Genomic DNA, 12,204 nt, shown 5'->3' with positions numbered 1-12,204 from the left:
AACTTAGTGTTCGGTTAGCCTTGCGTGCATGTCGATAACCGTGCAGGCGTCCGGCGCCACCGGACTTTCCGCGGCCGAGGTCGAGCAGCGTCGCAGCGACGGACGCACCAACGACGTCCCGGATCGGGCCAGCCGGTCAGTTCGTGACATCGTTCGCGCGAATGTCTTCACGCGGATCAACGCTATCCTCGGCGTGCTGTTCGTGCTGGTCCTGGCGACGGGGTCGATTATCGACGGTATGTTCGGTCTGCTGATCGTGGCCAACAGCGCGGTCGGAATCATTCAGGAGGTTCGCGCCAAGCGCACCCTGGATCGGCTGACGATCGTCAGTCAGGCCAAACCGACCGTACGCCGAGATGGCAAGTCGATGGAGCTCGCGCCGCGCGAAGTGGTGCTCGACGATCTCATCGAGCTCGGCCCAGGCGACCAGATTGTGGTGGACGGCACCGTCGAGGAGTCAGCGCAGCTCGAGGTAGACGAATCGCTGCTCACCGGTGAGGCCGATCCGGTGGACAAGCAGGTCGGGACCGAGGTGCGGTCGGGCAGCTATGTGGTTTCTGGCAGCGGCGCCTACCGCGCGACGAAGGTCGGCAGGGACGCGTACGCGGCGAAGCTGGCGGAGGAGGCCAGCAAGTTCACCCTGGTGAAGTCCGAGCTGCGCAGCGGTATCGACACGATCCTGAAGGTCATCACCTATCTGCTGATTCCGGCGGGCCTGCTGAGCGTCTACAACCAGTTGTTCGCCAGTACGGACAGCTGGAACCACGTGTTCACCAACAAGGAGACCTGGGGCCCCGCAGTGACCGGCATGGTCGCGGCGCTGGTGCCGATGGTGCCCGAGGGGTTGGTGCTGATGACCTCGGTCGCCTTCGCGGTCGGCGTGGTGCGACTGGGGCAGCGCAAATGTCTGGTGCAGGAGCTACCCGCGATCGAGGGCTTGGCCAGGGTGGACGTGGTGTGCGCGGACAAGACCGGCACACTCACCGAGAACGGCATGCGGCTCTCGGATATCGACGTGCTCAGCGGCTTCGGCGACTCCGAAGTGCGAAAGGCGCTGGCGGCCTTGGCAACCGACGACCCGCGCCCCAACGCGAGCGTGCAGGCGATCGCTGAAGCCCTGCCCGATGGGCCAGGATGGCAGCACACCGCCGTCGCACCGTTCTCCTCGGCGAAGAAGTGGAGCGGCTACTCCTACGGTAAGCACGGCGACTGGCTGCTCGGCGCTCCCGACGTGCTGTTGGACCCGGCCTCCAACGATGCCCGCCGCGCCGAGGAGCTCGGTTCCTCGGGGCTGCGGATTCTGCTGCTCGCGCGCAGCGACCGATCGGTCGACGCGGTCGACGCGCCGGGAAATGTGACACCGGCCGCGTTGGTTGTGCTCGAGCAGAAGGTGCGGCCCGACGCGCGTGCGACGCTCGAATACTTTGCCGGTCAAGATGTTTCGATCAAGGTTATATCCGGCGACAACGCCGTCTCGGTGGGTGCGGTTGCCGCCTCGCTCGACCTGACCGGTGGTGAGCACCCTATAGACGCGCGCGAACTGCCGGAGGACCGCGACGAACTGGCGGACATCCTCGAACGCGAGACCACCTTCGGACGGGTGCGGCCGGATCAGAAGCGGGCCATGGTCGAGGCCCTGCAGTCTCGCGGCCATACCGTGGCCATGACCGGTGACGGCGTGAACGACGTGCTCGCGCTGAAGGATTCGGATATCGGCGTCGCCATGGGCGCGGGCAGTCCGGCGACCCGTGCGGTCGCGCAGATCGTATTGCTCGACAACAAGTTCGCGACGCTGCCATACGTAGTGGGCGAGGGGCGCCGGGTGATCGGCAATATCGAGCGGGTCTCGAATCTGTTTCTCACCAAGACCGTGTACGCGGTGGTGCTGGCCTTCCTCATCGGTCTGGCCGGCGTCGGTTCGCAGGTCTTCGATTACGATCCGATTCCGTACCCGTTCCTGCCGCGCCACGTCACCATCGCGGCCTGGTTCACTATCGGTATTCCGGCGTTCATTCTCTCGCTTGCGCCGAACAACGAGCGAGCCCGCACGGGATTCGTGTCACGGGTGCTGCGGCTGGCCATTCCGTCCGGTGTGGTGATCGGCGTGACCACTTTCGTGTCATATCTGATCGCCTATACCGGACCCGACCCGAGTCAGCAGCAACAGGAACAGGCCGGAACCACCGCGCTGATCACACTCATCATGATCGCGCTATGGGTGCTCGTCATTGTGGCCCGGCCGTATGTGTGGTGGAAAGTGCTGCTCATCGCGGCCTCGGTCGTCGCGTACCTAATCTTGTTCACCGTCCCGTTCACTAGGCACTTCTTCAAGCTCGATCCCTCGAATGTCCAACTCACCGTCGCGGCCATCGTCTGTGGCGCCGTCGGAATCGTGCTCGTAGAGGCCGCCTGGTGGATCAGCGCCGCGCTGCACGGTGAACGTCGGCAACTGCTGCCCGCCGCCCCCGGCGGGGCCGCCTGACCAACTGGACACTCGTCTCGCCGCGCCACGAGATACCTTGTGCGAAGCGATCATTCAGTGTTGGAGTAACTTCTCCGAGTATGGAGGTACTGCTGCACCAGATCGACGCGTTCGTCGACGCACCGTTCTCGGGCAACCCCGCTGCGGTCATGCCGTTGCCCGCGTGGCTGCCGGACGGACTGATGCAACAACTGGCCGAGGAGAACAACCTCGCCGAGACCGCGTTCTATACCTCCCGGCTACCCCCTGACGCGGGCGCGCCGCCGGGGGAGTGGCCCGCGTTTCACCTGCGCTGGTTCACCCCGGCGGTAGAGGTCGACATGTGCGGCCATGCCACCCTGGCCGCCGCCGCGGTGGTACTCGAGGACATCCACCCTGGCGAGGACCGGGTCAGCTTCTTCACCCGCAGCGGATGGCTGCACGTCGATCGCACCGATGACGACGAGTACGTTCTAGACCTTCCGGTGGTCGGCCACACCGAGGTCGATCCGGATCCGGCACTCGTCGCGGCGCTGGGGGTGCGGCCCGTCCGCGCCTTCACCAGTATGGACGAGATCATCGTTGTGGCGACCGAACAGGAGGTCCGCGACGCGCGGCCGGACTTCGCCGCCTTCCCGCCGCTGGCACGGGGTGCGATCGTCACCGCGCGCGGCGACCACGACGATTTCGTTTCGCGGTTCTTCGCTCCCGGCGTGGGAGTTTCCGAAGATCCGGTCACCGGATCCGCGCACGCCCAGTTGGTTCCGCTCTGGAGTCGCGAACTGGGCCGCACCGATCTCGCCGCCCGTCAGCTGTCGCGGCGCGGCGGCGCGCTGCGCACCGAACTGTCCGACGATCGCGTCCTGCTCATCGGCCGCTGCCGCCGCTACCTCGACGGAGTTGTGCAGATCACGGAATAGGCAAGCGGCACTTGGCTTTCAGGAATGTCGAACGGGCCCGTCCCCAGCCAGGCGGGGCGGGCCGTTCGTGCTACTTCGAAGTTAGCGGCTGCGGTTCCGCGGACCGACTGTGGACCTCAACGATCGGGTACCTTGCCGTCGTCAGGGCCGAGGAGAGTCGAGTCATCCTGGTCCGGTAGCAGGGGGACGACGGCGAAGCGGCCGGCTATCGCGTCTGCGGGGAGGGCTTGTACGGCGCGAATTCCGTTCTGGGCGGCCAAGTCTCGCAGGTCCGACAGTCCGCCTCGGATGACAAGGCCGACCGTGCAGGCGCAACCGGCGCTCAGTCGGCCGGCGGCGACGGTGATCACGCGGGCGGAGCGGTCGTCGGGAGCTCGCATGGCGAGCAGCTGCTGGGCCGCATTGTCGGCCGATGCGATCGCGACGGCGTCACCCGCCGGGACATCGACGGTCACGATCGGGGTTTGTACGCGAGGGATCGCAACCTTATGGATCACTTGGGCGATGCGCATGCCGCCGCTATGGGCCGGAATCTGTTCGGGTGTCAGGTTTTCGGTGAACGAGACCAGCGCCCAATGATCCGCGGTGTCGGTGTCGGTGTCGGTGTCGGTGTCGGTGTCGGAGAGTGAATCATTGGCTCGGGCAAGGTATTCCGTGACGGGCTCGCCGCGCTCGGGCCCGAGCCGGTCGGTGGATACGCCGGCGGGTATCGGCGGATTCAGTGCGCCGAGCACGACCATCAGAGCTACCAGCCCCGCCGCTGCGGCCACGACAGCGACGGCACGCCACCGCCGCGGGCCGCGATCGGGCAGTTGCTCGGACCGGGCGTCGGTTTCGAGCTCCGAAGGCCGGTCAGGCATTCCGCAGGATGTCCAAGGCATGCTTCAGGTCGGCCGGGTACTCGCTGGTGATTTCGAGGTAGCGGCCGTCGGCGGGATGGTTGAACCCGAGTGCGCGGGCGTGCAGCCACTGGCGTTCCAGGCCGAGGCGTTCGGCAAGGCGCGGGTCGGCGCCATAGGTGAGGTCGCCGCAGCAGGGGTGGCGGACGGCGGAGAAATGTACCCGGATCTGATGGGTGCGACCGGTCTCCAGGTGGATGTCCAGCAGGCTTGCGGCCTGAAACGCCTCCACGGTGTCGTAATGGGTGACGCTCGGGCGTCCATCGGCGGTGACCGCGAACTTCCACTCGTTGCCGCGTGCCCGCCCGATGGGTGCGTCGATGGTGCCGCTGCTCGGGTCCGGATGCCCCTGGACCAGTGCGTGATACCGCTTGTCGATGGTCCGCTGTTTGAACGCCCGCTTCAGCACGGTGTAGGCCCGCTCGGATTGCGCGACCACCATCACCCCGGAGGTGCCGACATCGAGCCGGTGCACGATGCCCTGACGTTCATGGGCGCCGGAGGTCGAGATACGGTAGCCGGCCGCCGCCAGCCCGCCGACCACGGTCGGCCCGCTCCAGCCGACGCCGGGGTGCGCGGCGACACCGACCGGCTTGTCGACCGCGACGATATCGTCATCGGCGTAGAGGATGGTCATCCCCTCCACCGCCTCGGCCTCGATGGTGAGTGCCCGCTTGGGCTCGGGGAATTCGACCTCGAGCCAGGCTCCGCCGACGAGCCGGTCCGATTTGCCAGCGGCGACACCGTCGAGCTGTACCGAACCCTCCTCGGCCATTGCCGCGACCGCGGTCCGTGACAAGCCGAGCAGCCGGGACAGACCCGCATCGACCCGCATACCGTCGAGTCCATCCGGTACGGGCATGGATCGGGTTTCCCTCATGCCGCGTTCTCCTGCTCGGTATCGCGCTGATTGCCGTTCTGCTGTTCACCGTTGGGTGCAGTGCCATCGGAACCGTGGTCGGTGGATTGGTCCGAATCGGTCGCGGTGGTGTCGCTGGAATCCACGGTGGTGTCGTCGGAATGCCCGCGCCGCCCGGCGCGGGTGCCGTCGGGTTCGAACCCGAACACCGTCAGCACCACCAAGAGAATGGCACCGCACACGATGGACGAATCCGCCACATTGAACACCGGCCACCACCCGATGGCGACGAAATCGACGACATGTCCCTGTAGCGGTCCCGGCGCTCGGAACAACCGGTCCACGAGATTGCCGAGCGCACCGCCGAGTACCATGCCGAGTCCGATCGCCCACCACAGCGAACGCATCGTGCGGCCGATGCGAATCACGCCGATCACCACGGCCGCCGCGACCAGCGTCAGCAGCCAGGTCATGCCGGTGGCCATGGAGAACGCCGCGCCCGCGTTACGCACCAGCGAGAGCCGGGCGAAATCGCCGATGAGATACACCGGGTCACCCGGCGTCAGCTTCGCGACCGCGATCGTCTTGGTAAGTACGTCCAGGCCGAGCAATACCGCAGCGATGATCAGCAGGGTCGGCAGCCGCAGCGGGGCCTTTCCTGTCGGTGGCTCGGGGGTCGATGGCGCTGGGTCGGTTGGCGGCACCGCGTCGTCGTCGGTGTTGTCCTCGGTCGGCCGGTCGTCACTCACGAGCAACATCATCTCTCGAGCGACTGTGCGGCTCGTGCACGCGGTCACCTGTATGTCCCAGCTGACACTCAGGAACCGGTCGTACTCTGATTCTCGTGAAGGTGTTGTCTTCCCCCACCATTCCCCGGATCGCGCGTTCCGGGGTGTTGCTGATGGTGCTTGCAGTCGGGCTTTCCGCGTTCGGTGTCGGTTGCGGCAATGGTGCCGAGGCGCGCAACGACAACGAGAGCACCGAGCCGCTCGGTCTCGGCAAGGAAGTGACAGTGCCGATTTCGGCCGTCATCGCCACCGTGGTCGAGCCAGGCGCCGAACCGCGCGACATGTTGCGTCCCGGCTATGCGGTCGGCACCTCGCAGCAGGTGACGTTGCGCACCGAACACAGCATCCAGCAGCAGATCAACGATGAGCCGACTCGCGATTTCTCGACGCCCGCGCTGACGATTCCGATGACCGCGCAGACCGGCCCCGACGGTGTCGACCTCACCCTCGGCGTCGTCACGTCCCCCGACCCGGATCTGGCGAAGGCACTCACAGCCGCGGACGGTTCGCACGCGGGTTTCGAGATGAGCGAACTCGGCGCGATCACCGCGCTGCGGCTGGAACCCTCACCGGACACGTCCAACGGCGCGCGTGCCGCCCTGGAGCAAGCTTTCTATCAAGCCGTCTACCGTTCGATCGCCTTCCCCGATCAGCCGGTCGGCGAGGGCGCGGTGTGGACCGTGCACCAGGAGGTGACCGGCGGGGTCGCGCTCGACCAGGTGACTACGGCGACACTCACCAAGCGTGACGGCAACCGGCTGACCATCGAGCTCGAGGTGACGCAAACGCCGAAGTCGAAGGTGTGGACGCTGCCCAACAACGCGGGCACCCTCGACATCGAGGACTACGTCATGCAGGGCTCCGGCACGATCACTGTCGATCTCGGGCTGCCGTTGCCGGTCTCGGGCTCGATCACTGTCGGCGGCCACCAGGCATACCGCGATTCGCGCAGCTCGAGCATGCTGCAGCAAACGATCAACACACAGGTTTCCTGGACGGAATGAGAATAGGCTCGGCACTGTCCGATCAATTGCCTACGACCGGAGGCAGCTCCTAGCAAAGGATGGCTTCTCATGTCTGACGTCAAGCCCGTTCCCGACGGATATCCAGTGGTATCGCCCGGATTGGCGATCGAAGGTGCCGCCGCCGCGATCGACTTCTACAAACAAATTTTCGGCGCGACCGAGCGAATGCGCATGCCCGGCCCAAACGGCACGGTCGCGCACTGTGAATTGATGTTCGGCAGTTCCGTCGTCATGATCGGTGACCCGGCTCCGGATATGGACTTCCGTGACCCGAAGTCGGTCGGCGGGACTCCGGTGAACCTGCACGTCTATGTGAGCGACGCCGATGCCGCCTTCACCGCGGCCATCGCCGGGGGCGCCACCGAACTCACGCCCATGACCGATCAGTTCTACGGCGACCGCACCGGCGCGTTCGAGGATCCGTGGGGCCATCGCTGGACGGTGGCCACCCATATCGAGGATGTCGCACCAGAGGAGATGGACAGGCGCATGGCCGAACAGTTCGGCGACTCCTGACCGGCGCTACTGTGCCACGATCGAGTCACCCTCGACGCGCACGGGCTTCGAATCCAACGGGCGAGTCGCCGGGCCGTGGACCACCGAGCCGTCGAGCCCGAATTTACTGCCGTGACAGGCGCAGTTGATGGTGCCACCGCAGACATCCGCCACCTTGCAACCTGCATGTGTGCAGGTGGAGGACAGCCCGATGAAGGACCCGGCATTGGGCTGGGTCACCACCACATCACCATTGATCACCCCGCCACCGACCGGTACCTCGGCGACCTTGGCGATGACGTCGGTGCCTTGTTGTCCGGCCGAGGCGGTAGGGCCCGGTGCCGGTGCCGATTTGCCATCGGTGCTACACGCGGTCAAAGCGGTGGCCGCCGCCACCGCACCTACGCCCGCGACCATGACGGTGCGGCGACGCAGGATGAGGTCATCATTGTCGATCATTGGTCGGCCTCCGTTCGTGGGAACGATCTCCGAACCGGCAAATGCTTTTATCACACCGGTCTTGAATTGTCTACGTAGTGGGTGGCTCGATGGTTCACTCGAACTTCGCGCCGATCGCCGATCCGGTGTGTCGTGGCCCGGGAGGTCTAGGTTTCGAGTCCGTGGCGGCATGCGAGTGGCCAAGACTTCCGGAGCGGCGGAACCCGGCCCCCCTCATCGTTTGGTGGCCGGGTCCGTCGCATTCGGGAGGTTTACCCGCGCGCTATTGCTTCGAAAACCTGGGGGTCGACGAGGGTGGAGGTGTCACCGAGTTCGCGGCCTTCGGCGACGTCGCGCAGGAGGCGCCGCATGATTTTGCCGCTGCGGGTCTTGGGGAGTTCGGGGACGATGTGGATTTCGCGCGGGCGGGCGATCGGGCTGATCTCTTGGGAAACTGCGGCTATGAGTTCTGCGGTGAGGGTGTCACCGCTGTGTGCCGCGTTCGCGGTGCGAATGACGAAGGCGACGATGGCCTGGCCGGTGGTGGCGTCGGTCGCGCCGACCACCGCGGCTTCGGCGACGTCGGTGTGGCCGACGAGGGCGGATTCGACCTCTGCGGTGGAGATTCGGTGTCCGGAGACGTTCATGACGTCGTCGACCCGGCCGAGCACCCAGAGCGCGCCGTCGGTGTCGAATTTGGCGCCGTCACCGGCGAAATACCAGCCGTCGTTGGCGAATCGGTCCCAATAGGTTTCGCGGAACCGGTCCATATCGCCCCAAATGCCGCGCAGCATCGACGGCCACGGCTGGTCGAGGACGAGTAAACCAGAGGCGCCGTGGTCGAGTTCGGCACCCGCGTCGTCGACGATCTTGGCGCTGATGCCCGGTAGCGCCGCCATCGCGGCACCGGGTTTGGTGGCGGTGACGCCGGGCAGCGGGGAAATCATGATGGCGCCGGTCTCGGTCTGCCACCAGGTGTCCACGATCGGGGTTCGGTTGCCGCCGATAACATCTCGATACCAGCGCCATGCCTCCGGGTTGATCGGTTCACCGACCGAGCCGAGCAGTCGCAGCGTGGACAGATCGTGGGCATCGGGGATCTCGCGGCCCCATTTCATGAAGGTGCGCACCAATGTGGGTGCGGTGTAATAGATGGTGACGCCGTACTTTTCGATTATGTCGAAGTGCCGGTGTTCGTCGGGGGAGTTGGGGGTGCCCTCGTAGACGACCTGGGTGGCGCGGTTGGCCAGTGGACCATAAACGATGTAGCTGTGCCCGGTCACCCAGCCGATATCCGCGGTGCACCAGTAGACGTCCTGTCCGGCTTTGTGATCGAAGACGTTGTGGTGGGTGTACGCGGCTTGGGTCAGGTAGCCGCCCGAGGTGTGCAGAATGCCCTTGGGCTTTCCGGTGGTTCCGGAGGTGTAGAGGATGAACAGCGGGTGTTCGGCGTCGAAGGCTTGTGCCTGGTGATCAGCGTCGGCGTTGGTGACGGTGTCGTGCCACCACAGGTCCCGGCCGTCGGTCCATGGCACGTCGATGTTGGTGCGGCGCACCACGAGTACGTGTTCGACGCTGGAGGGCTCACCGCCGAGCGCCTCGTCGACCGCGGCCTTGAGCGGCGCGGCCATACCCCGCCGCCACTGTCCGTCGGTGGTGATGATCAGGCGCGCGGAGGCGTCGTCGACGCGTTGGCGCAGTGCGGTGGGGGAGAACCCCGCGAAGACCACCGAGTGGGTAAGGCCGAGGCGCGCGCAGGCCAGCATCGATACGATCGCCTCGGGCACCATCGGCATATAGATGGCGACCCGATCACCGGCCTCGAGGCCGAGTTCGGTGAGATAGTTCGCTGCCCTGGATACTTCGGCGAGTAGGTCGTTGTAGGTGATGTCGCGGGAGTCGCCCGGTTCGCCTTCCCAGTGGATGGCTATCTGATCGCCGTGGCCGTCGAGCACGTGCCGGTCGACGCAGTTGTAGGCGACGTTGAGTTTGCCGTCGGCGAACCACTTGGCGACCGGCGCGTCGCTCCAATCGAGGACCTGCGTCCATGGCTGATCCCAATGCAGCTGCCCGGCCTGTTCGGCCCAGAACTCCAGCCGGTCGGCCTCGGCCCTGTCATACAGGGCCGCACCGGCATTGGCTGTCGCGATGAACGCGCCTTCCGGCGGATAGGTCGCGGGCACCGCGTCCGCCGAGCCTGCCTGACCGGTTGTGTCGTGGTCGGTGGTTGCGCTGGTCAACGTCGATCTCCTATCGAAATAGCAAGGGCAGCCTGATGTTCGGGCTCAGTGCGCAACGGCTTTCTCGGCACCGGCGCCGGTGAGCGAACGGACCTCCATCTCCGCGGCCTTGGCGGGGTTTTCCGGCCGCCTGCCACCGACGAAGGTGCCGAGCACACCGAGCGCGAAAGCCAGTGGGATGGAGACGATGCCGGGATTCGACAGCGGGAACCAGTCGAACTTCGAGCCCGGGATCATGGCGCTCGCCGACCCGGATACCGCCGGGGAGAACACGATCAGCACGATGGTGGAAATGAGGCCGCCATACATACTGAACAGTGCACCGGTGGTGTTGAACCGCTTCCAGAACAGCGAGAACAGAATGGTGGGCAGGTTCGCCGCCGCCGCGACCGCGAAGGCCAGCGCTACCAGGAACGCAATGTTCTGACCGTTGGCGAGGATGCCGAGTCCGATGGCGAGGATGCCGATGACGACCGCGCTGATCCGGGAGACCTTGACCTGCTTGGCCTCGTCGACCTTGCCGCGCTTGATCACGCTCGCGTAGATGTCGTGTGCGAACGACGTCGACGCGGTGATCGTGAGTCCGGCCACGACCGCGAGGATGGTGGCGAACGCGACCGCCGAGATCACACCGAGCAACACGACCCCACCCAGTTCGAACGCCAGCAGCGGCGCCGCCGAATTCTGCCCGCCGGCCGAGGTGAGAATGCGGTCCGGGCCGACGATCGCGGCCGCACCGTAACCAAGCACCAGGGTGAACAGGTAGAACGCGCCGATCAGGCCGATCGCCCAGACCACCGAGCGCCGTGCCTCTTTCGCGGTCGGCACCGTGTAGAAGCGCATCAGCACATGCGGCAGGCCCGCGGTGCCGAGGACCAGTGCCAGGCCGAGAGAAACGAAGTTCAGCTTGGAGGTCGAGCTGCCGCCGTATTGTGCGCCCGGAGCGAGCACGTCACGTGCGGCGACTCCCTTGGTCTTCGCCCCGGATACCGCGTCCTGTGCCGAACTGAGGATGTCGGAGAAGTTGAACCCGAATTTGGCGAGCACGATGACGGTCATTACCGCCGCACCTGTAATCAGCAGGCAGGCCTTGATGATCTGCACCCACGTGGTGCCTTTCATGCCGCCGACCAGCACGTACACGATCATGAGCACGCCGACCACGGCGATCACAATGGACTGTCCGGTCTTGTCGGAGATATCGAGCAGCAGCGCGACCAGCCCGCCCGCACCCGCCATCTGCGCCAGCAGATAGAACAGCGACACCGCGAGTGTCGTCAGCGCGGCGGCGGTGCGGACCGGGCCTTCCTGTAACCGGAAGCTCAGTACATCGGCCATGGTGAATTTGCCGGTGTTCCTGAGCATTTCGGCGACAAGCAGCAGCGCGACCAGCCAGGCGACCAGGAAGCCGATGGAGTAAAGGAAGCCGTCATAGCCGTACACCGCGATCGCGCCCGCAATGCCGAGAAAGCTGGCCGCGGAAAGGTAATCGCCCGCGATGGCAATGCCGTTCTGTGGTCCGGAGAAACCGCGACCACCGGTGAAATAGTCGGCCGCCGTGCGGTTGTTACGGCTGGCCCGGATCACCACGACCATGGTGATCGCTACGAACAGGGCGAAGATGGCGATATTCGCGGCCGGGTTGCCGACCGTCGCGGCAGCGGACAGATAGCGCTCACTCATGCCTGCACCCCCTCGAGATGGTTGCGGATGGCCGCCGCGCGCGGATCGAGCTCACGGTTGGCGAACCGGACGTAGAGCGCGGTGATGGCGAAGGTAGAGACGAATTGTCCGAGGCCGAGCAACAATCCGAGGTTGATGTTGCCGAAGACCTGCTGCGCCATGAAGTCATGGGCGTAAGCCCCGAGCAGTACGTAACTCAGGTACCAGACCAGGAACACTGCGGTCATGGGAAATATGAAGCGGCGCAACCTGCTTCGCAGTTCCTGAAATTGCGGACTCGCTTGGACGGCGGCGAATTCCTCGGCACTTGGCTGGTGCGGCGGCGCTGCTGCGGGCCTGCGCTCGGTGCCCTCGCCCTCGAGGTCGATACTGGTCATCAGGAGTCCTAGCGTGTGA

At 65.6% G+C, this 12,204-nt stretch carries 11 protein-coding genes; 4 read left to right on the top strand and 7 right to left on the bottom strand.

The features are described from left to right. Positions 1 to 28: 28 nt before the first annotated feature. Both LKE06_RS20225 and LKE06_RS20220 read left to right on the top strand, forming a co-directional pair. Positions 29 to 2,482 carry an HAD-IC family P-type ATPase gene (locus LKE06_RS20225; protein ID WP_228000874.1) on the top strand — a complete coding sequence of 818 codons (2,454 nt, stop codon included), beginning with the start codon at positions 29 to 31 and terminating at the stop codon, positions 2,480 to 2,482. Between the two features lie 80 nt (positions 2,483 to 2,562). Continuing rightward, a complete protein-coding gene (locus LKE06_RS20220) occupies positions 2,563 to 3,381 on the top strand; it encodes a PhzF family phenazine biosynthesis protein (RefSeq protein ID WP_228000873.1) in 819 nt (272 codons plus the stop codon). 116 nt (positions 3,382 to 3,497) lie between these two features. On the opposite strand, the gene LKE06_RS20215 is transcribed toward LKE06_RS20220, so the two are convergent. The 3 genes from LKE06_RS20215 to lspA are packed head-to-tail and all read right to left on the bottom strand — an operon-like array spanning position 3,498 to position 5,900. Then, complete coding sequence (locus LKE06_RS20215; RefSeq protein WP_228000872.1) at positions 3,498 to 4,241, bottom strand: hypothetical protein; 744 nt, start codon at positions 4,239 to 4,241, stop codon at positions 3,498 to 3,500. Continuing rightward, the gene (locus LKE06_RS20210) at positions 4,234 to 5,160 is read right to left on the bottom strand and encodes an RluA family pseudouridine synthase (protein WP_228000871.1); all 927 of its coding nucleotides are present in this window, start codon (positions 5,158 to 5,160) and stop codon (positions 4,234 to 4,236) included. Before LKE06_RS20210 ends, LKE06_RS20215 begins: the two co-directional genes overlap by 8 nt. Further along, on the bottom strand, positions 5,157 to 5,900 hold the full coding sequence (gene lspA, locus LKE06_RS20205) for a signal peptidase II (protein ID WP_228000870.1): 744 nt from the start codon (positions 5,898 to 5,900) through the stop codon (positions 5,157 to 5,159). Before lspA ends, LKE06_RS20210 begins: the two co-directional genes overlap by 4 nt. Before the next feature lie 140 nt (positions 5,901 to 6,040). Between lspA and LKE06_RS20200 the strand changes: the two genes are divergently transcribed. Further along, a complete protein-coding gene (locus LKE06_RS20200; protein WP_255649504.1) occupies positions 6,041 to 6,931 on the top strand; it encodes a hypothetical protein in 891 nt (296 codons plus the stop codon). 69 nt (positions 6,932 to 7,000) lie between these two features. Beyond that, positions 7,001 to 7,468, top strand: a complete 468-nt coding sequence (locus tag LKE06_RS20195; RefSeq protein WP_228000869.1) for a VOC family protein — start codon at positions 7,001 to 7,003, stop codon at positions 7,466 to 7,468. A 6-nt stretch (positions 7,469 to 7,474) separates the two neighbouring features. On the opposite strand, the gene LKE06_RS20190 is transcribed toward LKE06_RS20195, so the two are convergent. From LKE06_RS20190 to LKE06_RS20175, 4 genes are all read right to left on the bottom strand, one after another. Next, positions 7,475 to 7,906: a Rieske (2Fe-2S) protein gene (locus tag LKE06_RS20190; protein ID WP_228000868.1), complete on the bottom strand. Its 432-nt coding sequence runs from the start codon at positions 7,904 to 7,906 to the stop codon at positions 7,475 to 7,477. A gap of 251 nt (positions 7,907 to 8,157) precedes the next feature. Further along, positions 8,158 to 10,125 (bottom strand): acetate--CoA ligase, encoded by a 1,968-nt coding sequence (gene acs, locus LKE06_RS20185; RefSeq protein ID WP_255649458.1) that lies wholly within the window; start codon positions 10,123 to 10,125, stop codon positions 8,158 to 8,160. A gap of 45 nt (positions 10,126 to 10,170) precedes the next feature. Beyond that, the gene (locus tag LKE06_RS20180) at positions 10,171 to 11,808 is read right to left on the bottom strand and encodes a monocarboxylic acid transporter (protein WP_228000867.1); all 1,638 of its coding nucleotides are present in this window, start codon (positions 11,806 to 11,808) and stop codon (positions 10,171 to 10,173) included. Continuing rightward, the gene (locus LKE06_RS20175; RefSeq protein WP_228000866.1) at positions 11,805 to 12,185 is read right to left on the bottom strand and encodes a DUF485 domain-containing protein; all 381 of its coding nucleotides are present in this window, start codon (positions 12,183 to 12,185) and stop codon (positions 11,805 to 11,807) included. The genes LKE06_RS20180 and LKE06_RS20175 overlap by 4 nt, the downstream gene beginning before the upstream one ends. Positions 12,186 to 12,204: the final 19 nt, after the last annotated feature.

The organism is Nocardia australiensis (assembly GCF_020733705.1).
Lineage (GTDB): Bacteria > Actinomycetota > Actinomycetes > Mycobacteriales > Mycobacteriaceae > Nocardia > Nocardia australiensis.
The sequence above is the reverse complement of the archived record's forward strand: the minus strand, read 5'-3'. Positions and strand labels throughout refer to the sequence as shown.

What these genes read in the sequence shown, in the direction of transcription:
- LKE06_RS20225 (WP_228000874.1), top strand. Translation starts at nt 29, where the DNA reads ATGTCGATAACCGTGCAGGCGTCCGGCGCCACCGGACTTTCCGCGGCC.
- LKE06_RS20220 (WP_228000873.1), top strand. Translation starts at nt 2,563, where the DNA reads ATGGAGGTACTGCTGCACCAGATCGACGCGTTCGTCGACGCACCGTTC.
- LKE06_RS20215 (WP_228000872.1), bottom strand. Translation starts at nt 4,241, where the DNA reads ATGCCTGACCGGCCTTCGGAGCTCGAAACCGACGCCCGGTCCGAGCAA.
- LKE06_RS20210 (WP_228000871.1), bottom strand. Translation starts at nt 5,160, where the DNA reads ATGAGGGAAACCCGATCCATGCCCGTACCGGATGGACTCGACGGTATG.
- lspA (WP_228000870.1), bottom strand. Translation starts at nt 5,900, where the DNA reads ATGATGTTGCTCGTGAGTGACGACCGGCCGACCGAGGACAACACCGAC.
- LKE06_RS20200 (WP_255649504.1), top strand. Translation starts at nt 6,041, where the DNA reads ATGGTGCTTGCAGTCGGGCTTTCCGCGTTCGGTGTCGGTTGCGGCAAT.
- LKE06_RS20195 (WP_228000869.1), top strand. Translation starts at nt 7,001, where the DNA reads ATGTCTGACGTCAAGCCCGTTCCCGACGGATATCCAGTGGTATCGCCC.
- LKE06_RS20190 (WP_228000868.1), bottom strand. Translation starts at nt 7,906, where the DNA reads ATGATCGACAATGATGACCTCATCCTGCGTCGCCGCACCGTCATGGTC.
- LKE06_RS20180 (WP_228000867.1), bottom strand. Translation starts at nt 11,808, where the DNA reads ATGAGTGAGCGCTATCTGTCCGCTGCCGCGACGGTCGGCAACCCGGCC.
- LKE06_RS20175 (WP_228000866.1), bottom strand. Translation starts at nt 12,185, where the DNA reads ATGACCAGTATCGACCTCGAGGGCGAGGGCACCGAGCGCAGGCCCGCA.